Annotated in this window: 22 protein-coding genes; 20 read left to right on the top strand and 2 right to left on the bottom strand. The window is 65.2% G+C overall.

The genetic code is table 11. The features are described from left to right. The first annotated feature begins 2 nt into the window (after window positions 1-2). From QFZ42_RS05765 to QFZ42_RS05840, 16 genes are all read left to right on the top strand, one after another. A complete protein-coding gene (locus QFZ42_RS05765; protein WP_012748606.1) occupies window positions 3-482 on the top strand; it encodes a NuoB/complex I 20 kDa subunit family protein in 480 nt (159 codons plus the stop codon). A 13-nt stretch (window positions 483-495) separates the two neighbouring features. Next, a complete protein-coding gene (locus QFZ42_RS05770; protein ID WP_307700034.1) occupies window positions 496-1,107 on the top strand; it encodes an NADH-quinone oxidoreductase subunit C in 612 nt (203 codons plus the stop codon). Between the two features lie 88 nt (window positions 1,108-1,195). Then, window positions 1,196-2,449 carry an NADH-quinone oxidoreductase subunit D gene (locus QFZ42_RS05775; protein WP_307700035.1) on the top strand — a complete coding sequence of 418 codons (1,254 nt, stop codon included), beginning with the start codon at window positions 1,196-1,198 and terminating at the stop codon, window positions 2,447-2,449. Window positions 2,450-2,459: 10 nt separating this feature from the next. Next, entirely contained in the window at window positions 2,460-3,008 is a 549-nt protein-coding gene (locus QFZ42_RS05780) for an NADH-quinone oxidoreductase subunit NuoE family protein (protein WP_307700036.1), read from the top strand. Further along, window positions 3,008-4,348: an NADH-quinone oxidoreductase subunit NuoF gene (nuoF, locus tag QFZ42_RS05785; RefSeq protein ID WP_373423309.1), complete on the top strand. Its 1,341-nt coding sequence runs from the start codon at window positions 3,008-3,010 to the stop codon at window positions 4,346-4,348. Before QFZ42_RS05780 ends, nuoF begins: the two co-directional genes overlap by 1 nt. A 23-nt stretch (window positions 4,349-4,371) precedes the next feature. After that, entirely contained in the window at window positions 4,372-6,534 is a 2,163-nt protein-coding gene (gene nuoG, locus QFZ42_RS05790; protein WP_307700038.1) for an NADH-quinone oxidoreductase subunit NuoG, read from the top strand. Continuing rightward, on the top strand, window positions 6,531-7,607 hold the full coding sequence (nuoH, locus tag QFZ42_RS05795) for an NADH-quinone oxidoreductase subunit NuoH (RefSeq protein WP_307700039.1): 1,077 nt from the start codon (window positions 6,531-6,533) through the stop codon (window positions 7,605-7,607). The genes nuoG and nuoH overlap by 4 nt, the downstream gene beginning before the upstream one ends. A 17-nt stretch (window positions 7,608-7,624) precedes the next feature. Continuing rightward, a complete protein-coding gene (gene nuoI / locus QFZ42_RS05800; protein WP_307700040.1) occupies window positions 7,625-8,170 on the top strand; it encodes an NADH-quinone oxidoreductase subunit NuoI in 546 nt (181 codons plus the stop codon). Window positions 8,171-8,206: 36 nt separating this feature from the next. Then, a complete protein-coding gene (locus QFZ42_RS05805) occupies window positions 8,207-8,881 on the top strand; it encodes an NADH-quinone oxidoreductase subunit J (RefSeq protein ID WP_307700041.1) in 675 nt (224 codons plus the stop codon). After that, entirely contained in the window at window positions 8,878-9,186 is a 309-nt protein-coding gene (gene nuoK, locus QFZ42_RS05810; protein WP_307700042.1) for an NADH-quinone oxidoreductase subunit NuoK, read from the top strand. The genes QFZ42_RS05805 and nuoK overlap by 4 nt, the downstream gene beginning before the upstream one ends. A 7-nt stretch (window positions 9,187-9,193) precedes the next feature. Next, window positions 9,194-11,230, top strand: a complete 2,037-nt coding sequence (nuoL, locus tag QFZ42_RS05815; RefSeq protein WP_307700043.1) for an NADH-quinone oxidoreductase subunit L — start codon at window positions 9,194-9,196, stop codon at window positions 11,228-11,230. Window positions 11,231-11,254: 24 nt separating this feature from the next. Further along, window positions 11,255-12,730: an NADH-quinone oxidoreductase subunit M gene (locus QFZ42_RS05820; RefSeq protein WP_307700044.1), complete on the top strand. Its 1,476-nt coding sequence runs from the start codon at window positions 11,255-11,257 to the stop codon at window positions 12,728-12,730. A gap of 24 nt (window positions 12,731-12,754) precedes the next feature. Beyond that, a complete protein-coding gene (gene nuoN / locus QFZ42_RS05825) occupies window positions 12,755-14,242 on the top strand; it encodes an NADH-quinone oxidoreductase subunit NuoN (RefSeq protein WP_307700045.1) in 1,488 nt (495 codons plus the stop codon). A gap of 16 nt (window positions 14,243-14,258) precedes the next feature. Next, entirely contained in the window at window positions 14,259-14,564 is a 306-nt protein-coding gene (locus tag QFZ42_RS05830) for a DUF2818 family protein (RefSeq protein ID WP_307700046.1), read from the top strand. 12 nt (window positions 14,565-14,576) lie between these two features. Then, window positions 14,577-15,182: an NUDIX domain-containing protein gene (locus QFZ42_RS05835; protein WP_373423310.1), complete on the top strand. Its 606-nt coding sequence runs from the start codon at window positions 14,577-14,579 to the stop codon at window positions 15,180-15,182. Window positions 15,183-15,189: 7 nt separating this feature from the next. Beyond that, window positions 15,190-15,651 carry a DUF1178 family protein gene (locus tag QFZ42_RS05840; RefSeq protein WP_307700048.1) on the top strand — a complete coding sequence of 154 codons (462 nt, stop codon included), beginning with the start codon at window positions 15,190-15,192 and terminating at the stop codon, window positions 15,649-15,651. 34 nt (window positions 15,652-15,685) lie between these two features. On the opposite strand, the gene QFZ42_RS05845 is transcribed toward QFZ42_RS05840, so the two are convergent. Next, a complete protein-coding gene (locus QFZ42_RS05845; protein WP_307700049.1) occupies window positions 15,686-17,470 on the bottom strand; it encodes an ABC transporter transmembrane domain-containing protein in 1,785 nt (594 codons plus the stop codon). Window positions 17,471-17,546: 76 nt separating this feature from the next. Here QFZ42_RS05845 and QFZ42_RS05850 point away from each other — a divergent pair, with 76 nt between their 5' ends. From QFZ42_RS05850 to QFZ42_RS05865, 4 genes are read left to right on the top strand one after another with little or no spacing between them, the layout of a single operon-like run. Beyond that, a complete protein-coding gene (locus QFZ42_RS05850; protein ID WP_307700050.1) occupies window positions 17,547-18,083 on the top strand; it encodes a MarR family winged helix-turn-helix transcriptional regulator in 537 nt (178 codons plus the stop codon). After that, window positions 18,076-19,557, top strand: a complete 1,482-nt coding sequence (locus tag QFZ42_RS05855; protein ID WP_307700051.1) for an efflux transporter outer membrane subunit — start codon at window positions 18,076-18,078, stop codon at window positions 19,555-19,557. The genes QFZ42_RS05850 and QFZ42_RS05855 overlap by 8 nt, the downstream gene beginning before the upstream one ends. Before the next feature lie 38 nt (window positions 19,558-19,595). Beyond that, on the top strand, window positions 19,596-20,930 hold the full coding sequence (locus QFZ42_RS05860) for an HlyD family secretion protein (RefSeq protein ID WP_307700052.1): 1,335 nt from the start codon (window positions 19,596-19,598) through the stop codon (window positions 20,928-20,930). Between the two features lie 30 nt (window positions 20,931-20,960). Next, window positions 20,961-22,523 carry a DHA2 family efflux MFS transporter permease subunit gene (locus QFZ42_RS05865; protein WP_307700053.1) on the top strand — a complete coding sequence of 521 codons (1,563 nt, stop codon included), beginning with the start codon at window positions 20,961-20,963 and terminating at the stop codon, window positions 22,521-22,523. Window positions 22,524-22,556: 33 nt separating this feature from the next. Here the strand turns inward: QFZ42_RS05865 and QFZ42_RS05870 are convergent, their stop codons facing one another. Then, the gene (locus tag QFZ42_RS05870; RefSeq protein WP_307700054.1) at window positions 22,557-23,768 is read right to left on the bottom strand and encodes an AGE family epimerase/isomerase; all 1,212 of its coding nucleotides are present in this window, start codon (window positions 23,766-23,768) and stop codon (window positions 22,557-22,559) included. Between the last annotated feature and the right edge of the window lie 125 nt (window positions 23,769-23,893).

Raw genomic sequence — 23,893 nt, forward strand, 5'->3', positions numbered from 1 at the left:
AAATGGCCATTGAAGGCGTCATGAAGGAAGGCTTCGTCACCACCACCTACGACTCGGTGGTGAACTGGGCGAAGACCGGATCACTCTGGCCGATGACTTTCGGTCTGGCTTGCTGTGCCGTCGAGATGATGCACGCAGGCGCGGCCCGCTACGACATCGACCGTTTCGGCATGCTGTTCCGGCCCAGCCCCCGCCAGTCCGATCTGATGATCGTGGCAGGCACGCTGTGCAACAAGATGGCGCCGGCTTTGCGCAAGGTCTACGACCAGATGCCGGAGCCGCGCTGGGTTCTTTCCATGGGCTCCTGTGCCAACGGCGGCGGCTACTACCACTACAGCTATTCGGTGGTGCGCGGCTGCGACCGCATCGTGCCGGTGGATGTCTATGTCCCCGGTTGCCCGCCCACCGCCGAAGCCTTGCTCTACGGTGTGATCCAGTTGCAGCAGAAGATTCGCCGCACCAACACCATTGCCCGCGCCTGAGAGATTGCCGACGATGACTGACTTTGCAATTTCGCCGGAGGTGCTGCGCGCCACCATCGCCGAGACGCTCGGCGCCAAGGCCAGGAGCGTGACGCTCGCACTGGGCGAGGTGACTGTCGTGGTGAGCGCTGCCGACTACATCGACGCCGCCACGCTGCTGCGCGATGCGCCGGGCTGCCGCTTCGAGCAGATGATCGACCTCTGCGGGATGGACTACTCCGACTACCGCGAAGGCGAGTGGCAGGGCGAGCGCTACTGCGTCGTCACCCACTTGCTTTCGGTGAGCCTCAACCAACGCGTGCGCCTCAAGGTGTTTGCGCCGAACGAAGACCTGCCCGTGGTCGACTCGCTCCAGCCCGTCTGGAGTGCCGCGACCTGGTTCGAGCGCGAAGCCTTCGATCTCTATGGCATCGTGTTCGAAGGCCACGACGACCTGCGCCGCATCCTCACCGACTACGGCTTCATCGGCCATCCGTTCCGCAAGGACTTCCCGGTCTCGGGGCACGTCGAAATGCGCTACGACGAAGAGCAGAAGCGCGTCATCTACCAGCCGGTCTCGATCGAGCCGCGGGAAATCACCCCACGCGTGATTCGCGAAGACAACTACGGCAGCGGTTTGCACTGATGTTTTACCCCCACGCTCATCACTTCGTGTATTCACTGCCCCCCGAGGGGGCGCAGACCGCCCTTGGGGCGGCCCGGCGGGAGGTCTAATGGCCGAAATCAAGAACTACACACTCAACTTCGGCCCTCAGCATCCCGCAGCGCACGGCGTGCTGCGCCTGGTGCTCGAGCTCGACGGCGAAGTGATCCAACGCGCAGATCCGCACATCGGCCTGTTGCACCGCGCGACCGAGAAGCTCGCCGAATCGCGCACCTTCATCCAGTCGCTGCCGTACATGGACCGTCTCGACTACGTGTCGATGATGAGCAACGAGCACGCCTACTGCCTGGCCATCGAACGGATGATGGGCCTGGACGTGCCGATCCGTGCGCAGTACATCCGCGTGATGTTCGCCGAGATCACCCGCCTGCTGAACCACCTGCTGTGGCTCGGCGCGCACGGTCTCGACTGCGGAGCGATGAACATGCTGATCTACTGCTTCCGCGAGCGTGAAGACCTGTTCGACATGTACGAAGCGGTGTCCGGCGCGCGCATGCATGCGGCGTACTTCCGTCCGGGCGGCGTCTACCGCGACCTGCCGGACGCCATGCCGCAGTACAAGGTCAGCAAGATCAAGAACGCCAAGGCCATCGAGCGCCTCAACGAGAACCGCCAGGGCTCGCTGCTCGACTTCATCGACGACTTCTGCAAGCGCTTCCCCAAGATGGTCGACGAGTACGAGACGCTGCTCACCGACAACCGCATCTGGAAGCAGCGCACCGTGGGCATCGGCGTCGTGACGCCGGAACGCGCGCTTAACCTTGGCTTCACCGGCCCCATGCTGCGCGGCTCGGGCATCGAATGGGACCTGCGCAAGAAGCAGCCCTACGACGTCTACGACCAGATGCTGTTCGACGTGCCGGTCGGCAAGACGGGCGACTGCTACGACCGCTACCTCGTGCGCGTGGAAGAAATGCGCCAGGCCAACAAGATCATCCAGCAGTGCTCGGCATGGCTGCGCGCCAATCCCGGCCCGGTGATCACCAGCAACCACAAGGTCGCCGCGCCCGCGCGCGAATCGATGAAGGCGAACATGGAGGAGCTGATCCACCATTTCAAGCTCTTCACCGAAGGCTTCCATGTGCCCGAAGGCGAGGCCTATGCCGCCGTCGAGCACCCGAAGGGCGAGTTCGGCATCTATCTCGTGAGCGACGGCGCCAACAAGCCCTACCGCCTGAAGATCCGCGCACCCGGCTTCCCGCACCTCGCCGCCCTCGACGAAATGTCGCGCGGCCACATGATCGCCGACGCTGTCGCGGTGATCGGCACGATGGACATCGTGTTCGGCGAAATCGACAGGTGAGAAAGAGCGAATGACGACTTCCTCGACCCACCATGACACGGCGCCTACGGCGCCTTCTGCTCCTCTGAAGCCTGCGATTCTCGAGCGCTTTGCGCGCGAAGTTGCCAAGTACCCTGAAGCCGGCAAGCAGTCGGCCGTGATGGCCTGCCTGGCCATCGTCCAGCAGGACGAAGGTTATGTGAGCATGCAGCGCGAACGCGAGATCGCCGACTACCTCGGCATGGCGCCGATCGCCGTGCATGAGGTCACGACCTTCTACAACATGTACAACCAGCATCCGGTGGGCAAGTTCAAGCTCAACGTGTGCACCAACCTGCCGTGCCAGCTGCGCGACGGCGTCACCGCGCTCGTTCATCTCGAGAAGAAGCTCGGCATCAAGATGGGCGAGACCACGGCCGACGGCCTGTTCACGCTGCAGCAAAGCGAGTGCCTGGGCGCCTGCGCCGATTCGCCCGTGATGCTGGTCAACGACCGCACCATGTGCAGCTTCATGAGCAACGAGAAGCTCGACCAGCTCATCGACGGGCTGCGTGGTTCCACCAAAGGGGAGGCCGCATGATGTCACCCGAACAAGTGCTCCAGCAGTTCCAGGCCACGGGCGTCCAGACCTGCTTCCATGACCGCCACATCGAGCCGCAGATCTATGCCGGCCTCGACGGCACCAACTGGCGCCTGGCCGACTACGAGTCGCGCGGCGGCTACCAGGCGCTGCGCAAGATTCTCACCGAGGGCCTCACGCCCGACCAGGTGATTGCCGAGGTCAAGGCTTCCGGCCTGCGCGGCCGCGGCGGCGCGGGCTTTCCTACCGGCCTGAAGTGGAGCTTCATGCCCCGCCAGTTCCCGGGCCAGAAGTACCTCGTCTGCAATTCCGACGAAGGCGAGCCGGGCACGTGCAAGGACCGCGACATCCTGCAGTTCAATCCGCACATCGTGATCGAAGGCATGGCCATCGCCGCCTATGCGATGGGCATCAGCGTGGGCTACAACTACATCCACGGCGAGATCTTCCAGAGCTACGACCGCTTCGAGGAAGCCCTCGAAGAGGCGCGCGCGGCCGGCTACCTCGGCGACGCGATCATGGGCAGCACGTACAACTTCCAGTTGCACGCCGCCCACGGATTCGGTGCCTACATCTGCGGTGAAGAGACCGCGTTGCTCGAGTCGCTCGAAGGCAAGAAGGGCCAGCCGCGCTTCAAGCCGCCGTTCCCGGCGAGCTTCGGCCTGTACGGCAAGCCGACCACCATCAACAACACCGAAACCTTCGCGGCGGTGCCCTGGATCATCCGCAACGGCGGACCGGCGTACCTCGAATGCGGCAAGCCGAACAACGGCGGCACCAAGATCTACTCGGTGAGCGGTGACGTCGAGCTGCCGGGCAACTACGAGGTGCCCATGGGCACGCCGTTCTCCAAGCTGCTCGAGCTGGCCGGTGGCGTGCGCAAGGGCCGCACGCTCAAGGCGGTGATCCCCGGTGGATCGTCGTCGCCGGTGCTGCCGGCGTCGATGATGATGGAATGCACGATGGACTACGACTCCATCGCCAAGGCCGGCTCCATGCTGGGCTCGGGCGCGGTCATCGTGATGGACGACAGTCGCTCGATGGTCGAGTCGCTGCGGCGCCTTTCATACTTCTATATGCACGAGTCCTGCGGCCAATGCACGCCGTGCCGCGAAGGCACGGGCTGGCTCTACCGCGTGGTGGACCGCATCCACAACGGGCAGGGCAGGGCGACCGACATGGACCTGCTCAACTCCGTGGCCGACAACATTCAGGGCCGCACGATCTGCGCGCTCGGCGACGCGGCGGCCATGCCGGTGCGCGCCATGATCAAGCACTTCCGTCACGAGTTCGAGGCCTTGATTCCGGGCTACGTCCCGAAAGCGCCCGTCCAGGCCTGAGCGCGAGAAACACATACACATATATGGTTGAAATCGAACTCGACGGCAAGAAGGTCGACGTGACCGAAGGCAGCATGATCATGCATGCGGCCGACAAGGCGGGCACCTACATCCCGCACTTCTGCTATCACAAGAAGCTCAGCATCGCGGCCAACTGCCGCATGTGCCTGGTCGACGTGGAAAAGGCGCCCAAGCCGATGCCGGCCTGCGCCACGCCCGTCACGCAGGGCATGATCGTTCGCACCAAGAGCGAAAAGGCCATCAAGGCGCAGCAGTCGGTCATGGAGTTCCTCCTGATCAACCACCCGCTGGATTGCCCGATCTGCGACCAGGGCGGCGAGTGCCAGCTGCAGGACTTGGCCGTCGGCTACGGCGGCTCTTCTTCGCGCTACGAAGAAGAAAAGCGCGTCGTCTTCCACAAGGACGTCGGCCCGCTGATCAGCATGGAAGAGATGAGCCGCTGCATCCATTGCACGCGCTGCGTCCGCTTCGGCCAGGAAGTGGCCGGCGTGATGGAGCTCGGCATGACCCAGCGCGGCGAGCACTCCGAAATCGAAACCTTCCTCGGCGACTCGGTCGACTCCGAGCTGTCGGGCAACATGATCGACATCTGCCCGGTCGGCGCGCTCACGAGCAAGCCGTTCCGCTACAGCGCCCGCACCTGGGAGCTGTCGCGCCGCAAGTCGGTGAGCCCGCACGATTCCACCGGCGCCAACCTGATCGTCCAGGTCAAGAACAACCGCGTGATGCGCGTGGTGCCGCTCGAGAACGAAGACGTCAACGAGTGCTGGATTGCCGACCGCGACCGTTTCTCGTACGAAGCCCTCAACGGCCCCGAGCGCCTCACGCAGCCCATGCTCAAGCAGGGCGGCCAATGGCAGCAGGTCGACTGGCAGACCGCACTCGAATACGTGGCCAACGGCCTGAAGCAGATCAAGGCCGACCACGGCGCGCAAAGCATCGGCACGCTGGCGAGCCCGCACAGCACGCTCGAAGAGCTTCAGCTCGCCGCCATGCTCACGCGTGAGCTCGGCAGCGACAACATCGACTACCGCCTGCGCAACGCCGAATTCACGGCGTTCGAAGGCGTGCGCTGGCTCGGCACCTCGATTGCATCGCTCACGCAGCTGCAGCGTGCATTCGTGATCGGCTCGAACCTGCGCAAGGACCATCCGCTGTTCGCGCAGCGCATCCGCCAGGCCGTGCGCAAGGGCGCCGCGCTGTCGGTGCTGACCTCGTCCAACCTGATGGCCGATAGCGAGGCGTGGGCCATGAGCGTGGCGCAGGCGTCGATCGTCGACGCGGGCCAGTGGGTCGAAGTGCTCGCCGGCATTGCTGCCGCCGTTGGCCAGACCACCGGCCAAGCCGCGCCGCTGGCACCGGCAAACGCACCGGACGCCGCCGCTCAAGCCATTGCAGCGTCGCTGCTCAGCGGCGAGCGCAAGGCCATCCTGCTCGGCAATGCCGCCGCCCACCACGCACAAGCCGGCAGCCTGCTGGCCCTCGCAAACTGGATCGGTGCGCAGACCGGCGCCACCGTCGGCTACCTGACCGAAGCCGCCAACACCGTGGGTGCGCAGCTCGTCGGCGCATTCCCGAAGAACGGCGGCCTCGACGCCGGCCGCATGCTGGCCGCGGGTTCCGGTCTCAAGGCCGTGATGCTGCTCAACACCGAACCGGTGTTCGACTCGGCCGCGGGTGCCGCAGCCGCCGATGTCATCGGCAATGCGCAAATGGTCGTCACGCTGAGCCCCTTCAAGGCCAACCTCGAGTTCAGCGACGTGCTGCTGCCCATCGCGCCGTTCACCGAAACGCCGGGTACCTTCGTCAATGCCGAAGGCCGCATGCAAAGTTTCCACGCCGTCGTGAAGCCCCAAGGCGAAACCCGTCCGGCCTGGAAGGTGCTGCGCGTGCTGGCCAACCTGCTCGGGCTGCCGGGCTTCGCCTTCGAATCGACCGCTGAAGTGCTGCGCACCGTCGGCGAGAACGGTGCCGTGCCCGCCGAGGCCTTGGGCAATGCAACCGCCGCGAAGGCCGTGGCTTCCAATGGCGCGGCTCCCGAACCCGCGGTTGCAGGCATCTACCAGCTCGATTCCATCGTGCGCCGCGCACCGTCGCTGCAACTCACCGCCGATGCCCGCAACGCATCGATTGCACCGGCCCGTGCCGAGGAGGCATTGGCATGATCGACGCACTGCATGCATTCGGCCAGGGACTGGTCCATGCGGGCTGGTGGACGACCGTGGCCTGGCCCGTGATCTGGACGCTGATCAAGATCATCGTGGTCGTGCTGCCGCTGATGGGCGCCGTGGCCTACCTCACGCTGTGGGAACGCAAGGCCATCGGCTTCACGCAGATCCGCGTGGGTCCGAACCGCATCGGGCCGCTGGGCCTGCTGCAGCCCATCGCGGACGCGCTCAAGTTGATGACCAAGGAAATCATTCTTCCGACGGTTGCCAACAAGGGCTTGTTCCTGCTGGGCCCGATCATGACCATCATGCCGGCGCTCGTCGCATGGGCCGTGATTCCCTTCGGCCCCGAAATGGCGCTGGCCAACATCAATGCCGGCCTGCTGTTCGTGATGGCCATCACCTCGCTCGAGGTCTACGGCGTGATCATCGCGGGCTGGGCGTCCAACTCGAAGTACGCCTTTCTCGGCGCGCTGCGTGCCTCGGCGCAGATGGTGAGCTACGAGATCGCGATGGGCTTCTGCTTCGTCGTGGTGCTGATGGTTTCAGGCAGCCTGAACATGAGCGAAATCGTGAACGTGCAGGGCAAGGGCACCTTCGCCGGCATGGGCCTCGGCTTCCTGTCGTGGAACTGGCTGCCGCTGCTGCCGATCTTCGTCGTCTACTTCATCTCGGGCCTGGCCGAGACCAACCGCCATCCGTTCGACGTGGTCGAAGGCGAGTCCGAAATCGTCGCTGGCCACATGATCGAGTACTCGGGCATGAGCTTCGCGATGTTCTTCCTGGCCGAGTACGCCAACATGTGGCTGGTCTCGATCCTGTGCGTTGTGCTGTTCCTCGGCGGATGGCTGCCGCCGTTCGAGTTCCTGAGCTTCATCCCGGGCTGGATCTGGCTCGGTGCCAAGACCTTCTGCGTGGTCACCATGTTTCTGTGGGTTCGCTCGACGTTCCCGCGCTTCCGCTATGACCAGATCATGCGTCTGGGCTGGAAGATCTTCATTCCGGTCACGCTCGTGTGGCTGGTCGTGGTCGGTGCATGGATGCAGACCCCGTTCAATATCTGGAAATAACTGGAAGCGCCAACATCATGACTGCTGCGCATACCACCGGCGCGCTCGCGCGCCCTTCCAAGCTTGCGTCCGCTCCGTTCTCGCTCAAGGACTTCCTGGGCAGCTTCATGCTGTTCGAACTGTTCAAGGGGCTGGCGATCACCGGCAAGTACGCCTTCGCCCGCAAGATCACGGTGCAGTTCCCCGAAGAAAAGACGCCGCTGTCGCCGCGCTTTCGGGGCCTGCATGCGCTGCGCCGCTATGAAAACGGCGAAGAGCGCTGCATTGCCTGCAAGCTCTGCGAAGCCGTGTGTCCCGCCTTGGCCATCACCATCGAATCCGATGTGCGCGACGACGGCTCGCGCCGCACCACGCGCTACGACATCGACCTGACCAAGTGCATCTTCTGCGGATTCTGCGAAGAAAGCTGCCCGGTCGATTCGATCGTGGAAACCCACATCTTCGAATACCACGGCGAAAAGCGCGGCGACCTGTACTTCACCAAGGACATGCTGCTGGCCGTGGGCGATCGCTACGAAAAAGAAATTGCAGCGAACAAGGCGGCCGACGCCAAGTACCGCTGATCCGACCAGCCCGAACCCCGTACCCATTCGAATTCCATGGACGTCAAGACCGGTCTGTTCTATCTGTTTGCCGCGGTGCTGCTGTTCGCAGCCTTCCGCGTCATCACCGCCCGCAACCCCGTGTACGCGGCGCTGTTCCTGGTGCTCGCCTTCTTCCAGGCATCGGCGATCTGGCTGCTGCTGCGCGCCGAGTTCCTCGCGATCTCGCTGGTGCTCGTTTACGTTGGCGCGGTGATGGTGCTGTTCCTGTTCGTCGTGATGATGCTGGACATCAACGTCGATGGCCTGCGGCAAGGCTTTTGGAAGCACTTTCCGCTGGCAGCCGGCGTGGGCGCGCTCATCGCGCTTGAAATGGCCGCCGTGCTGATGGGCGGCTTCCGCCTTGCGGAACCGCCGCGCGCCGGGGCCGCCGCGGCGGCCAACAGCTCGAACACGCTCGAGCTCGGCAAGCTGCTGTATTCCGAGTATTTGTATCCCCTCGAAATTGCGGCCGTCATCCTGCTCGTGGCCATCGTGGCCGCCATTGCCCTGACCTTGCGAACCCGCAAGGACAGCAAATATGTCAACCCGTCCGACCAGGTTCGCGTGAAGGCGCGCGACCGCGTGCGCATCGTGCAGATGCAGGTCACGCGCGCCGCCGAGCCGGTGGTGGAAGCACCCGCAGATGCAGATGCGGGCGCAGCAACGGCGGCAAAGGAAAACAAGGCATGACGCTCACGCTCGGACACTTTCTTTCGCTCGGCGCCATGCTCTTCGCGCTGTCGGTCATCGGCATTTTCCTGAACCGCAAGAACCTCATCGTGCTGCTGATGGCCATCGAGCTGATGCTACTCGCGGTGAACATGAACTTCGTGGCGTTCTCGTACTACCTGGGCGACATGCACGGACAGATCTTCGTGTTCTTCATCCTGACGGTGGCCGCCGCCGAGTCGGCCATCGGCCTGGCCCTGCTGGTGCTGCTGTTCCGCAACAAGTCGAACATCAACATCGACGAACTCAACTCGCTCAAGGGTTGAAAGCAACATGAGCGCAACCCTTTCTGCATCCACCCTGCTGGCCGTGCCGCTGGCACCCCTGGTCGGCGCCGCCGTCGCGGGCCTGTTCGGCACCAAGTTCGGCGGCAACCACATCGGCCGCAAAGTCACGCATTCGCTGACCATCCTCGGCGTGCTGGTCGCCTTCATCATCTCGGCCATGACGCTGAAGTCGGTCGTCGTCGACGGCGCCCGCTTCAACGCCACGATCTACGAATGGATGGTGGTCGGCGGCCTGAAGATGGAAGTCGGCTTCCTGGTCGACGGCCTCACGGCCATGATGATGTGCGTCGTGACTTTCGTCTCGCTGATGGTGCACATCTACACCATCGGCTACATGGAAGAAGACGAGGGCTACAACCGCTTCTTCGCCTACATCTCGCTGTTCACCTTCTCCATGCTGATGCTCGTCATGAGCAACAACATGCTCCAGCTGTTCTTCGGCTGGGAAGCGGTGGGCCTGGTGTCATACCTGCTGATCGGCTTCTGGTTCAACAAGCCGACGGCGATCTTCGCGAACATGAAGGCGTTCCTGGTCAACCGCGTGGGCGACTTCGGCTTCATCCTGGGCATCGGCCTGATCGCGGCCTATGCCGGCACGCTGAACTACGGCGAAGCCTTCGCCAAGGCCGGCACGCTGGCCGGCATCACCTTCCCGGGCACCGAGTGGATGCTGGTGACCGTGATCTGCATCTGCCTTTTCATCGGCGCCATGGGCAAGAGCGCGCAGTTCCCGCTGCACGTGTGGCTGCCCGACTCGATGGAAGGCCCGACGCCCATCTCGGCGCTGATCCACGCGGCAACCATGGTGACCGCCGGCATCTTCATGGTGGCGCGCATGTCGCCGCTGTTCGAGCTCAGCGACACGGCACTCTCGTTCATCCTGGTGATCGGTGCCATCACGGCGCTGTTCATGGGCTTCCTGGGCATCATCCAGAACGACATCAAGCGCGTGGTCGCGTACTCGACGCTCTCGCAGCTCGGCTACATGACGGTGGCGCTCGGTGCCTCGGCCTATTCGGTCGCGGTGTTCCACCTGATGACGCACGCCTTCTTCAAGGCGCTGCTGTTCCTTGGCGCGGGCTCGGTGATCATCGGCATGCACCACAACCAGGACATCCGCTGGATGGGCGGCGTGCGCAAGTACATGCCCATCACCTGGATCACCTCGCTCCTGGGTTCGCTCGCGCTGATCGGCACGCCGTTCTTCGCCGGCTTCTACTCGAAGGACAGCATCATCGAGGCGGTGCACGAAAGCCATCTGTGGGGCGCGCAGTTCGCGTACTACGCGGTGCTCGCCGGTGTGTTCGTGACGGCGTTCTATTCGTTCCGCATGTACTTCCTGGTGTTCCACGGCAAGGAGCGCTACGACCAGAACCCCGACGCGCACCACGACGACCATGCGGCGCACGGCGACGACCATGGCCATGGCCACCACGACCACAAGCCGCACGAATCGCCGATGGTGGTGTGGCTGCCGCTGGTGCTGCTTGCGATCCCGTCGGTGGTGATCGGCTTCATGACGATCGAGCCGATGCTCTTCGGCGAGTTCTTCAAGGGAGCCATCGAGGTCGACGCGAACAAGCACCATGCCATGAAGGAACTCGAAGAAGCCTTCCACGGCCCGGTGGCCATGGCGATCCATGGCTTGCGGACGCCGCCGTTCTGGCTGGCGCTGGCGGGCGTGGCGCTCTCGTTCTACATGTACATGATCAATCCGGCGCTGCCCGCCGCGATCAAGCGCGCGTTCGGCCCCGTCTACCGCCTGCTCGACAACAAGTACTACCTCGACTGGATCAACGAGAACATCGTCGCCCGTGGTGCGCGTGCCCTTGGCACCGGCCTGTGGAAGGGCGGCGACCAGGCGCTGATCGACGGCGCCATCGTCAACGGTTCATGGAAGGTGGTCGGCCGCATCTCGGGCGTCGTGCGCTGGCTGCAGTCGGGCTATATCTATCACTACGCCTTCTCGATGCTGCTCGGCATCTTCATCCTGATGACGTACTTCGTCTGGTTCAAGCGCTGAGCTAAGCGCTGGAGAAAAATAAAAATGGGTTTGTTGAGCCTTGCCATCTGGGTGCCGATCGCATTCGGTGTCGCGCTGCTGGCGTTCGGCCGTGACGAGAACGCCAGGGGCGTGCGATGGGTCGCGCTGGTCGGTGCGATCGTCAGCTTCCTGGTCACCGTGCCGCTTTACACCGGCTTCCAGAACGGCACCGCCGCGATGCAGTTCGTCGAGAAGGGCAGCTGGATTGCGCGCTTCAACGTCAACTACCACCTCGGTGTCGACGGCCTGTCGCTCTGGCTGGTGCTGCTGACTTCGTTCATCACCGTGGTGGTCGTGATCTCGGCCTGGGAAGTGATCACCGAGCGCGTCAACCAGTACATGGGCGCGTTCCTGATTCTCTCGGGCTTCATGATCGGCGTGTTCGCCGCGCTCGACGGCATCCTGTTCTACGTGTTCTTCGAAGCCACGCTGATCCCGATGTACCTGATCATCGGCATCTGGGGCGGCCCGAACAAGATCTACGCGGCGTTCAAGTTCTTCATCTACACCTTGCTCGGCTCGCTGCTGATGCTGGTGGCGCTGATCTACCTGTACAACAAGTCGGGCGGCAGCTTCGACATCCTGAGCTGGCACAAGCTGCCGCTGGGTTCGACGGCGCAGACCTTCCTGTTCTTCGCGTTCTTTGCCGCCTTTGCCGTCAAGGTGCCGATGTGGCCGGTTCATACCTGGCTGCCCGATGTGCACGTCGAGGCGCCGACCGGCGGCTCGGCCGTGCTGGCGGCAATCATGCTGAAGCTCGGTGCCTACGGCTTCCTGCGCTTCTCGATGCCGATTGCGCCCGATGCTTCGCACGAATGGGCCTGGCTCATGATCGCGCTGTCGCTCATCGCCGTGATCTACGTCGGCCTGGTGGCGTTGGTGCAGGAAGACATGAAGAAGCTCGTGGCTTATTCGTCGGTCGCCCACATGGGCTTCGTGACGCTCGGCTTCTTCATCTTCAACGAGCTGGGCGTGTCGGGCGGCATCGTGCAGATGATTGCGCACGGCTTCGTCTCGGGCGCCATGTTCCTCGGCATCGGCGTGCTGTACGACCGCGTGCATTCGCGCCAGATCGCCGACTACGGCGGCGTGGTCAACACCATGCCCAAGTTCGCCGCGTTCGCGCTGCTGTTCGCCATGGCCAACTGCGGCCTGCCGGGCACCGCCGGATTCGTGGGCGAGTGGATGGTCATCCTGGGCGCGGTCAAGTACAACTTCTGGATCGGCCTCGGCTCTGCAACGGCACTGATCTTCGGCGCGGCCTACACCCTCTGGATGTACAAGCGCGTTTACCTCGGCCCGGTCGGCAACGACCACGTCAAGGAACTCACCGACATCAACGCCCGCGAGTTCCTCATGCTGTCGCTGCTGGCCATTGCCGTGCTGTGGATGGGCATCTATCCGAAGCCGTTCACCGATGTGATGGACGTTTCCGTGACGGAGCTCCTGCGCCATGTGGCAACGTCCAAACTGCCCTGATTCCACGCTGAAGAAGAGAACGAGATGATTGACAAACTCAGCTGGGTCGCGATCTACCCCGAAATCGTGCTGCTGGTCATGGCCTGCATCATTGCGCTGGTCGACCTGTCGGACACGAGCCCGCGCCGCACGCGCACCTACATCCTGACGCTGCTCACGCTGGCCGTGGTGGCCGTTTTGACCGGCATCACGGCCAACGACGGCAAGACGATCTACGGTTTCGGCGGCATGGTCGTGAGCGACCCCATGGGCAACTGGCTCAAGTGCTTCGCCACCGTGGCGCTGATGGTCACGCTGGTGTACGGCCGCCCCTATGCGGCCGACCGCGAAATGCTGCGCGGCGGCGAACTGTTCACCATCAGCATGTTCGCGCTGCTGGGCATGTTCGTGATGATCTCGGGCAGCAACTTCCTCCTGATCTACCTGGGCCTCGAACTGCTCACGCTGTCGAGCTATGCGCTGGTGGCGCTGCGCCGCGACAACGCGGTGGCCAGCGAAGCGGCCATGAAGTACTTCGTGCTCGGCGCCATGGCCAGCGGCTTCCTGCTCTACGGCCTCTCGATGCTGTACGGCGCGACCGGCTCGCTCGACACCAACGAAGTGTTCAAGATCATCGCCAGCGGCAAGGTGAACCACCAGGTGCTGGTGTTCGGCCTGGTGTTCATCGTCGCGGGCCTGGCGTTCAAGGTGGGGGCCGCGCCTTTCCACATGTGGGTGCCCGACGTGTACCAGGGCGCTCCGACGGCGGTGACGCTGTTGATCGGCGCGGCGCCCGAACTGGCAGCCTTCGCCATCATCATCCGCCTGCTGGTGGAAGGGCTGCTGCCATTGGCCATCGACTGGCAGCAGATGCTGGCGCTGCTGGCCGTCGCATCGCTGCTGGTGGGCAACCTGGCCGCCATTGCGCAGACCAACCTCAAGCGCATGCTGGCCTACTCGACCATCGCGCAAATGGGCTTCATGCTGCTCGGCCTGGTGGCGGGCGTGGTCGACGGCACCACCTACAACGCGCAGTTCGCGTACAGCGCGTCGATGTTCTACATCGTGACCTACGTGCTGACCACGCTGGCCAGCTTCGGCATCATCCTGCTGCTGGCGCGCGAAGGCTTCGAAAGCGAAGAGATCACCGACCTGGCCGGCCTGAACCAGCGCAGCCCGCTGTACGCTGGCGTGATGGCCATTGCGATGTTCTCGCTTGCGGGCCTGCCGCCGCTGGTCGGCTTCTACGCCAAGCTGGCCGTGTTGCAGGCGCTGATCGCGTCGGGCCAGGCGATCTACATCGGTCTTGCGGTGTTCGCGGTGATCATGTCGCTGATCGGCGCCTTCTACTACCTGCGCGTGGTCAAGGTCATGTACTTCGACGCGCCCCTGACCGCCAGCACCGTCTCGGCGCCGCGCGACGTGCGCGCCGTGCTCTCGGTCAACGGCTTGCTGATTCTCGTGCTGGGCATCGTTCCCGGCGGCCTCATGACGCTGTGCGCCAAGGCGATCGTGGCCACGCTGGCCAACTGATCCCGGTCTGCCCACGGTGTCGCAAACCGCATCGGTCTGGGTCGTTCTGCTGGTGGCGCTGGTGGCCGCCAACCTGCCGTTCCTCAATGAGCGGTTGTTCGGCGTCGTGCCGCTGGCCACGCAGCCCAAGCCGCTCGCGGTGCGGCTCGCCGAACTGGTGGTGCTGTATTTCGTTGCCGGCGGCATCGGCCTGCTGTTCGAAAGCCGGGCAGGGCAGATCGCCCCGCAGGGCTGGGAGTTCTATGCAGTGACCGGCGCGCTTTTCATCGTGCTGGCCTTTCCAGGCTTTACCTGGCGCTACCTCATGAAGCACAGGCACTGACCGATGACCGACATGACATCTCCCATCGCCGATTCGCACCTGAAGGAAGAACGCACGGCCAGCGAGGTTCTGCTCAAGGGCAATTTCCTCCAGGTCTGCCGCGATACCGTGCGGCTGCCCGACGGGCATACCGCCACGCGCGAATACGTGATTCACCCGGGCGCGGTGGTCGTGGTGCCGCTGCTGGACGATGGCCGCGTGGTGCTGGAGCGGCAATATCGGTATCCGGTCGGGCACGTGATGGTCGAGTTTCCGGCCGGCAAGCTCGACGCGGGAGAAGATCCATTCGTCTGCGGCCGGCGCGAACTGCTCGAGGAAACCGGCTACACCGCGCGCGAATGGGCCTATGCCGGCGCCATGCACCTGGCGGTGGCGTATTCCACCGAAATCATCCACATCTACTTTGCGCGCGGCCTTTCTCTGGGCGCGCGCCAGCTCGACCACGGCGAGTTTCTCGACGTGTTCACGGCCACCCCGCAGGAAGTGGCCGGCTGGTGCCGCGAGGGCAAGATCACCGACGCCAAGTCGCTCACTTGCGCGCTCTGGCTGCAGAACGTCCTTTCGGGCGCATGGGCACTCGATTGGCAGGACACCGCTTCGCAAGGCGGCGCGGGATAATCCGCGCATGAAGGTTCTCGATCTCCGCTGCTCGCATGGACATGGCTTCGAAGGCTGGTTTGCGTCCAACGAAGCTTTTGAAGGTCAGCTGGCCGCCGGCCTGGTCGAGTGCCCGGTCTGTGCCGACACGCGCATCGTCAAGCTGTTGAGCGCGCCGCGCCTCAACCTGGGCAATGCCAAGGCGCCAGTGGAAGCCGCTGCATCGTCTTCGGCGCCCGCCGCGGCCCAGGTACCCGCCGAACTGTCTCCCGAGGCACGCTGGATGCGCGCCGTGCGCGAGGTGCTCGCCAAGACCGAGGACGTCGGCGACCGCTTTGCCGACGAGGCGCGCAAGATGCACTACGGCGAAACCGAAGAGCGCGGCATCCGCGGCCAGGCCACCCGCGAGCAGACCGAAGCGCTGCTCGACGAGGGCATTCCGGTGATGCCGCTGCCGATTCCTGCAGCGCTCAAGGAAACGCTGCAGTAATCTGCCGCAGCCGCCTGCTGCAACGCCCGCCGATTCAGGCCGTGAATTGGAGCGCGGCCAGGCGGGCATACACCCCGCCTTGCGCCACCAGCGTGGCATGCGTTCCCTGTTCGACAATGCCGCCATGGTCGAGCACGATGATGCGGTCGGCCTTCTGCACCGTGGCGAGCCGGTGCGCAATGACCAGCGTGGTCCGGCCTTCCATCGCCGACTCGAGCGCGGCCTGCACCATGCGTTCGCTCTCCGCATCGAGCGCGCTCGTGGCTTCGTCGAGCAGCAGCAGCGGCGGGTTCTTGAGAATGGCGCGCGCAATGGCGATGCGCTGGCGCTGTCCGCCCGACAGCCGCACCCCACGCTCACCCAGGAACGTGTCGTAGCCCTCTGGCAGTGCTTGAAGAAAGTCGTGTGCAAAGGCTGCGCGCGCGGCGGCATGCACTTCGTCGGCCGTCGCGTCGGGGCGGCCGTAGCGGATGTTCTCGAAAGCGCTGGCCGAGAAGATCACCGCGTCCTGCGGCACCAGGCCGATGCGGGTGCGCAAGTCGGGCAACGCGAGCGATGCCAGCGGGGCGCCGTCGAGCAGCAGCCGTCCAGACTGGGGGTCGTAGTAGCGCAGCAGCAGCTGGAACACCGTGCTCTTGCCCGCACCGCTCGAGCCCACCAGCGCCACCGTTTCGCCAGGCGCGACGTCCAGGCTGAAGTCTTTCAGCGCCGGGGTGCCGGGTCTGGAGGGGTAGTGGAAAGTCACCGCGTCGAACTTGACCGCGCTGCCCGCGACCGGAACGGGCGCAGCCGCGGGATCGGCCGGCGAAACGATGGCCGCCGGCGCATGCAGCAGTTCCATCAGGCGCTCGGTGGCACCGGCGGCGCGCAGCAGATCGCCGTAGACCTCGCCGAGCACCGCAGTGGCGCTCGCAAGAATGGCGACATACACCACGGTCTGGCCGAGATGGCCGGCCGTGATGTCGCCGCGCAGCACGGCTTGCGTGCCTTGATACAGGCCCCAGAGCAGCGCCGCCGAGGTGGCGATGATGATGAAGGCCACCAGCACCGAGCGCGCCTTCGTGCGCCGCACGGCGGTTCTGAACGCGTTCTCGGTCGAGGCATTGAAGCGGCCGGCCTCGCGCGCTTCGGCGGTGTAGCTTTGCACCACCGGAATCGCGTTGAGCACCTCGGCCGCGATGGCGCTCGAATCGGCCACCCGGTCCTGGCTGGCGCGCGAGAGCTTGCGCACGCGCCGGCCGAACCACATGCTCGGCAGCACCACCAGCACCAGGATGCCCAGCACCTGGACCATCACATAGGGATTGGTCCAGATCAGCACCGCCAGCGCGCCCACGCCCATGACGGCGTTGCGCAGACCCATGCTCAACGACGAGCCGACCACCGTCTGTACCAGCGTGGTGTCGGCCGTCAGGCGCGACAGTACTTCACCGGTCTGCGTGGTCTCGAAAAAGGCCGGGCTCTGGCGCAGCACATGGCCGTAGACCGCGTTGCGCAGGTCGGCCGTCACGCGCTCGCCGAGCCAGCTCACCGTGTAGAAGCGCGCGGCCGAAAAAAGGCCCAGCGCCACGGCCACGGCGAAAAGGGCGCCGAAGTGCTCGCGCAGCGCCATGGTCTGCGCGCCTTTGTCGGCGCTGATCAATCCACCGTCGATCAGGCTGCGCAGCGCCAGCGGAAACACCAGCGTCGTGACGGCCGCCAGCACCAGAAAAATGCCCGCGAGCACGATCTGAACGCGGTAGGGCCGAAGAAAAGGGCTCAGGCCCGACAGCGATCGGGGCGAGCCCTTGGCCGGTGGAGACAGGGGAGAGGAAGCCATGGCGCGGATTCTACCGACCCTTGCCCGCACAAAGGCGGCCTTGACAATAATTGCTTGGGCAATTAATATTTGCCTCATGAGCGATGCAGAAACCCCGCAAGTCCCGCCCCCCTCCGGCGACCCCGAGCGGCGGCCGGCCGACTTCTACCGTGCCGAAACCTACAAGGCCGAGGAAAGCATCGGGTATTTGATGCGGCGCATATTGAGCGCTGTGGCCCAGGCCGTGGAAACCCGCATGTGCGAACCTGGCAGCCCTACCTTTCCCCAATGGTTGCCCCTGTACAAGGTGCACGTCGGTGCCGCCACTACGGTGGCCGAGTTGGCCCGGGCCTGCGAGCTCGACGCCGGGGCCATGACGCGCCTGCTCGACCGCCTCGAGGCCAAGGGGCTGTGCCGCCGCGTCCGCTCGGTGGAAGACCGCCGCGTGGTCAATATCGAACTGACCGAAGAGGGGCGTGCCGCCGCCAAGGAAGTTCCGCACGTGCTGAGCCGCGTGCAGAACGAGCACCTGGCGGGTTTCACCAACGAAGAGTGGGAGCAGCTCAAGGGTTACCTGCGCCGCATCCTCGACAACGCGCAGGCCTTGGCAGCCCGTGGAGAAAAAAATGACTGAATCTTTCGCCGCGCGCGCTATGCGCCGCACCCCCGTCGTGGCCGCCGCGCTGTTGGTGGCCGCATTGGCCGGCTGTGCCGACATGGCTGGCATCAACTCGCACGCCAAGTTGCACGATGCGTCGTCGGTCGGCATTGCCGCTGACACCAACGCTGCGGTTGTGCCCGGTGTCGACAGCCAATGGTGGCGAGCTTTCGGCGATGCGCAGCTCGACACGCTGATTGACCAGGCCGTGACCGGCAATCCGAACCTGCAGGTCGCACGTGCGCGCCTCGCACGGGCACAAGCTTCGGCGGACGTCGCCGAGTCGGCCCTGAAGCCCAAGGTCAATGGCGAACTCGACCTGAACCGCCAGAAGTTCAACAGCAACTACATCTATCCCGCACCGCTCGGCGGCTCGACCCAGAACATCGGTCTGCTGCAGCTCGGCGCAAGCTGGGAGCTCGACTTCTTCGGCAAGAACCGCAGCGCGCTCGACGCGGCCATCGGCAGTGCCAACGCCGCGGCGGCCGATGCCGATGCGGCGCGCGTGCTGCTGGCCAGCAACGTGGCCCGCAGCTATTTCCAATGGGCTCGCCTGAACGAACAGCTCGGCGTGGCCCGGCGTACGCTGGCCCAGCGCGATGAAACCCTCAAGCTCGTGCGCGACCGCGTGTCCGCCGGCCTCGACACCCGCCTCGAATTGCGCCAGAGCGAAGGCGGCTTGCCCGAAGCGCGCCAGCAGATCGAAGCGCTCAACGAGCAGATCGCGCTGCAGCAGCACGCACTCGATGCGCTCGTGGGCCAGCCCAATGTGTCCGCGTCGCTCAAGCCGCCGATGGTGGAAGCCGTCAAGCCGATGCCCCTGCAAGCCAACATTCCGGCCGACCTGCTGGGCCGCCGTGCCGACATTGCCGCCGCGCGTTGGCGGGTCGAGGCCGCCACGAGCGACGTGGCCAATGCCAAGACCCAGTTCTATCCCAACGTGAACCTCACGGCCTTCGTCGGTTTCCAGAGCCTGGGTTTCGGCAAGCTGCTCAAGTCGGGCAGCGAGCAGTGGGGCGTGGGCCCCGCCATCCATCTGCCGATCTTCGAAGGCGGCCGGCTGCGCGCCAACCTGCGCGGCAAGGCGGCCGATCTCGACGCGGCCATCGAGAGCTACAACGCCGCCGTGCTCGATGCCGTGCGCGACGCGGCCGACCAGGTGTCGAGCGCGCAGTCCATCGCGCGCCAGCAGGCCGAACAGCGCGATGCGCAGACCGCGGCCGAAGGCGCCTACGACATCGCCGTGCAGCGCTATCGCGCCGGCCTCGGCAACTACCTCAACGTGCTGACCGCGGAAACCGCCGTGCTCGCGCAGCGCCGGCTGGCCGTGGACCTTGCCGCGCGCGCACTCGACACGCAAGTGGGCCTGGCGCGCGCGCTCGGCGGCGGCTGGCAGCCGCCGGCGACGGCCACCGCCACGGCACCGGCTTCATCGGCCGCACTGAACTGAACTGAACCGACTTTTTCGTCTTCGGAAAGAACTTCATCATGAGCGATAACAACACTCCGACGCCCGCTGCCACGGCAGCCCCCGCAACGCCTGAAGCACCCGCCGGCAACGGCAAGCGCCGCCGCGCACTGACCGCGCTCGCGGCCGTGGTGATCGTCGCAGGCGGCGGCTGGGGCGTCTACGAATGGCTGGTGGCCAGCCACTACGAGGACACCGACAACGCCTACGTGCAGGGCAACGTGATCCAGATCACGCCGCAGATCGGCGGCACCGTCATGGCCATCAGCGCCGACGACACCGACTTCGTGAAGGCCGGCCAGCCGCTGGTGCAGCTGGACCCCGCCGATGCCAAGGTGGCGCTCGAGCAGGCCGAGGCCGCGCTCGCGCAGGCGGTGCGCCAGGTGCGCACGCTCTACGCCAACAACGGTTCGCTGGCCGCGCAGGTCACGCTGCGCCAGTCCGATATCGTCAAGGCGCAGAGCGACATTGCCAAGGCGCAGGACGACCTGCAGCGCCGCCGTGCGCTGTCGGGCAATGGTGCGGTCTCCAAGGAAGAGCTCAACCACGCTGAAACGCAGCTGGCCAATGCCAGGAGCGCGCTGGCCGCTGCCCAGGCCGGCGTAGTCGCCGCGCGCGAGCAGCTGGCAAGCAACCAGTCGCTGACCGAGGGCACCAGCGTGGCCCAGCACCCGAGCGTGCTGGCCGCTGCCGCCAAGGTGCGCGAGGCGTACCTGGCCACCCAGCGCGTGGCCATGCCCGCACCGGTCGACGGCTATGTCGCCAAGCGCACCGTGCAGCTCGGCCAGCGCGTGGCCGCCGGCACGCCGATGATGTCGATCGTGCCGCTGAACCAGCTGTGGGTCGACGCGAACTTCAAGGAAGTGCAGCTGCGCAACATCCGCATCGATCAGCCCGTGAAGCTCAGGGCCGACGTCTATGGCAAGAAGGTCGAATACACCGGCAAGGTGGCGGGCCTGGGCGTGGGAACCGGCAGCGCCTTTGCGCTGTTGCCGGCACAGAACGCCACCGGCAACTGGATCAAGGTGGTGCAGCGCGTGCCTGTGCGCATCGCGCTCGATCCTGAACAGCTCAAGGCCAACCCGCTGCGCATCGGCCTGTCGATGGACGCCGAGATCGACATCACGCAGAAGGGCGGCAAGATGCTGGCCGACGCACCGCGCGACACCGCCATCTCGCAGACGCAGGTCTACAGCCAGCTGGACCGCGGCGCCGACGCCGAAGTCGACCGCATCGTGGCCGCCAACCTCGGCCGCGGCGCGCCGGCAGCCGCCGCAGCGCCGGCGGGCCGTGCAGCCACCGCCGCACCTGCTGGCAATGCGGCACCCGCTGCATCGCAGTCCCATCCCGGCTGATCGCCGTCGCCGGTTCTCAGGGCAACGCCAATGGCCACAGCCGCTCCCGCTTACGTCGCGCATCCACCGCTCGAGGGCTCCGCCCGCGTCTGGGGGACCGTCGCGCTTTCCGCGGCAACTTTCATGAACGTGCTCGACTCGTCGATCGCGAACGTGTCGTTGCCGGCCATCTCGGGCGACCTGGGCGTGAGCACCACGCAAGGCACCTGGGTCATCACCAGCTTCGCGGTGGCCAATGCCATCGCGGTGCCGCTCACGGGGTTCATGACCCAGCGCTTCGGCCAGGTGCGCCTGTTCATGGCCAGCGTGATTCTGTTCATGGTCGCCTCGCTGCTGTGCGGCCTCGCGCCGAACATGACCACGCTCATCCTGTTCCGCGCGCTGCAGGGCTTTGTCGCAGGGCCGATGATTCCGCTGTCGCAGACGCTGCTGCTGTCGAGCTATCCGCGCGCCAAGGCCGGTCTGGCCATGGCGATGTGGTCGATGACGACGCTGGTCGCGCCGGTGATGGGGCCGCTCCTGGGCGGCTGGATCACCGACAATATCTCGTGGCCGTGGATCTTCTACATCAACATTCCCGTGGGCATCGTCGCAGCGGCCATCACGTGGGCGCTCTACCGCGACCGTGAAAGCACCACGCGCAAGGTGCCCATCGACGCCATCGGCCTCGCGCTCCTGGTGCTGTGGGTCGGCTCCATGCAGCTCATGCTCGACAAGGGCAAGGAGCTCGACTGGTTCCATTCGCCCGAGATCGTCACGATGGCGGTTGTTGCCGTGGTCGGCTTCGCGTTCTTCCTGATCTGGGAGCTGACCGACAAGCACCCGGTGGTCGATCTGTCGCTCTTCAAGCGCCGCAATTTCTGGTCGGGCGCGGTGGCAACCGCCGTGGCCTACGGCCTGTTCTTCGGCAACGTGGTGCTGCTGCCTCTGTGGCTGCAGCAGTGGATGGGCTATACCGCCACGCAGGCCGGCATGATCATGGCGCCGGTGGGGCTGCTCGCGATTTTCTTCTCGCCGGTGGTCGGGCTCACGGTGTCCAAGATCGATCCGCGCCGCTACGCGACCTTCTCGTTCCTGGTGTTCGCGCTGGTGCTGTGGATGCGGTCGAACTTCAACACGCAGGCCGACTTCGCGACGATCATCATCCCGACGATCATCCAGGGCATTGCGATGGCGTTCTTCTTCATTCCACTGGTGACCATCACGTTGTCGGGGCTCACACCTGACCGCATTCCGGCGGCCTCGGGGTTGTCAAACTTCCTGCGGATCACCGCGGGTGCCATGGGCACGTCGATCACCACCACGCTGTGGGAGAACCGCGCGGCGCTGCACCATTCGCAGCTTGCCGAGTCGGTGAACCAGGGCAACAACGCGGCCACCAGTGCCATGGCCGGCCTGGCGAACAGCGGCCTGAGCAGCGAGCAGGTGCTGGGGCAGATCAACCGCCTGGTCGATCAGCAGTCGTTCATGCTGGCCGCGAACGACATCTTCTATGCATCGGCGATTCTGTTCCTGCTGCTGATTCCGCTGGTGTGGCTGGCACGGCCGCAAAAGGGCGGCGCGGGCGGCGACGCGGCAGCAGGCGCGCACTGAGCGCGACCGCAAGTCGCAAAGAGGGCGCGCTTCTCACGCGCCCAGCGCGCGCAAGACGTCGTAGCACGCCCCCATGGTGTGGTAGTCGGTCTTGCCGGCCGGGCTCTTCTCGTCGCTGATCTTGCGGTTGTCGGGCGTGAGGATGCGGTACCACGCACCGTGCTGGTGGTCGACGAAGTGTTCCCAGCTGTAGGCCCAGATGCGGTCGTACCAGTTCCAGTAACCCACGTCGCCCGCATCGCCGGTGCGCGCCGCCAGCAGGGCCGCGGCCGCGAAGCTTTCGGCCTGCACCCAGAAGTACTTGTCGCGGTCGCACACCGCGCCGTCGGGGCCGAATCCGTAGACGAGCCCGCCATGCGCCGCGTCCCAGCCGCGCAGCATGGCGGTGTCGAAGAAATGCCTGGCGCGCGGCACGATCCAGGCCGCTTCGCGGCCTGCCGCAACAAGCACGCGTTCGAGCTGCAGCAGCAGCTTGGTCCACTCGGTGAGATGGCCGGTCTGGAAACCCCAGGGCCGGAAGATGTTGCTCTTGTCGCCGCGGTTGTAGTCCCAGTCGACCGACCAGTCGTCGCGGTAGTGCTCCCAGACCAGCCCGCCGGCCAGTGCGGCCAGCCGGCCCGTGACTGATTCCGCGAGTGCCTGCGCACGATCGAGATAACGCATGTCCTGCGTGGCCTCGTATGCGGCGAGCATCGCCTCGCAAGCGTGCATGTTGGCGTTCTGGCCCCGATAGGGCCCCACCTGCCAATCAGGAGGAGTGGCTTCGTCGGCATAGAGCGCGTGCTGCGGCTCCCAGAAATGCCGTTCCATCAGCTGCCAGGTGTGCTCCAGTCCCACGCGCGCCTCGTCGATGCCCGCCATCAGCGCGTGCGCATGCGCGAGCAGCACGAAGGCCTGGCCGTAGCAATGGTGCGTGCCGTCCTGCACCGTGGCACGGGCGTCGTGCCAGTCGATCTGCCATGCGTAGCCGTCTCTCGGCTGCGCGTGCGCATGCTGCACGAACGCCAGGCCATGGCGCGCGGCGGCCAGATCGTCCGGACGGCCGAAGCGCCGGTACGCCATCGCATGGTTGAAGACAAAGCGCGTGCTGCTGACCAGGTGCCGCGTGCGCCGGTCGTACACCGTGCCGTCGTCCTTGAAGAAGTGGAAAAAGCCGCCCGATGGGTCGCGGCTGACCGGCTCGTAGAAAGCCAGCGTGCGCAGGATGTGGCCGGTCAGGAATTCGGGTGAGCGGAAGTTCGGCATGGTCGAGGTTTGAAAACCGATGAGTCATTGTCATTGTGACGACAGTCGGCCGATGCCGACGATGGTCCGCGTGGACAGGTTGCACTGCAGCATAGGCATTTGCCCCAGTATGCAAGTACCGGGCG

Source organism: Variovorax paradoxus (genome assembly GCF_030815855.1).
Lineage (GTDB): Bacteria > Pseudomonadota > Gammaproteobacteria > Burkholderiales > Burkholderiaceae_C > Variovorax > Variovorax paradoxus_M.

Bases quoted from the DNA above. Each gene is read 5' to 3' on its own strand.
- QFZ42_RS05765 (WP_012748606.1), top strand. From the start codon at position 3: ATGGCCATTGAAGGCGTCATGAAGGAAGGCTTCGTCACCACCACCTAC.
- QFZ42_RS05770 (WP_307700034.1), top strand. From the start codon at position 496: ATGACTGACTTTGCAATTTCGCCGGAGGTGCTGCGCGCCACCATCGCC.
- QFZ42_RS05775 (WP_307700035.1), top strand. From the start codon at position 1,196: ATGGCCGAAATCAAGAACTACACACTCAACTTCGGCCCTCAGCATCCC.
- QFZ42_RS05780 (WP_307700036.1), top strand. From the start codon at position 2,460: ATGACGACTTCCTCGACCCACCATGACACGGCGCCTACGGCGCCTTCT.
- nuoF (WP_373423309.1), top strand. From the start codon at position 3,008: ATGTCACCCGAACAAGTGCTCCAGCAGTTCCAGGCCACGGGCGTCCAG.
- nuoG (WP_307700038.1), top strand. From the start codon at position 4,372: ATGGTTGAAATCGAACTCGACGGCAAGAAGGTCGACGTGACCGAAGGC.
- nuoH (WP_307700039.1), top strand. From the start codon at position 6,531: ATGATCGACGCACTGCATGCATTCGGCCAGGGACTGGTCCATGCGGGC.
- nuoI (WP_307700040.1), top strand. From the start codon at position 7,625: ATGACTGCTGCGCATACCACCGGCGCGCTCGCGCGCCCTTCCAAGCTT.
- QFZ42_RS05805 (WP_307700041.1), top strand. From the start codon at position 8,207: ATGGACGTCAAGACCGGTCTGTTCTATCTGTTTGCCGCGGTGCTGCTG.
- nuoK (WP_307700042.1), top strand. From the start codon at position 8,878: ATGACGCTCACGCTCGGACACTTTCTTTCGCTCGGCGCCATGCTCTTC.
- nuoL (WP_307700043.1), top strand. From the start codon at position 9,194: ATGAGCGCAACCCTTTCTGCATCCACCCTGCTGGCCGTGCCGCTGGCA.
- QFZ42_RS05820 (WP_307700044.1), top strand. From the start codon at position 11,255: ATGGGTTTGTTGAGCCTTGCCATCTGGGTGCCGATCGCATTCGGTGTC.
- nuoN (WP_307700045.1), top strand. From the start codon at position 12,755: ATGATTGACAAACTCAGCTGGGTCGCGATCTACCCCGAAATCGTGCTG.
- QFZ42_RS05835 (WP_373423310.1), top strand. From the start codon at position 14,577: ATGACATCTCCCATCGCCGATTCGCACCTGAAGGAAGAACGCACGGCC.
- QFZ42_RS05840 (WP_307700048.1), top strand. From the start codon at position 15,190: ATGAAGGTTCTCGATCTCCGCTGCTCGCATGGACATGGCTTCGAAGGC.
- QFZ42_RS05845 (WP_307700049.1), bottom strand. From the start codon at position 17,470: ATGGCTTCCTCTCCCCTGTCTCCACCGGCCAAGGGCTCGCCCCGATCG.
- QFZ42_RS05850 (WP_307700050.1), top strand. From the start codon at position 17,547: ATGAGCGATGCAGAAACCCCGCAAGTCCCGCCCCCCTCCGGCGACCCC.
- QFZ42_RS05855 (WP_307700051.1), top strand. From the start codon at position 18,076: ATGACTGAATCTTTCGCCGCGCGCGCTATGCGCCGCACCCCCGTCGTG.
- QFZ42_RS05860 (WP_307700052.1), top strand. From the start codon at position 19,596: ATGAGCGATAACAACACTCCGACGCCCGCTGCCACGGCAGCCCCCGCA.
- QFZ42_RS05865 (WP_307700053.1), top strand. From the start codon at position 20,961: ATGGCCACAGCCGCTCCCGCTTACGTCGCGCATCCACCGCTCGAGGGC.
- QFZ42_RS05870 (WP_307700054.1), bottom strand. From the start codon at position 23,768: ATGCCGAACTTCCGCTCACCCGAATTCCTGACCGGCCACATCCTGCGC.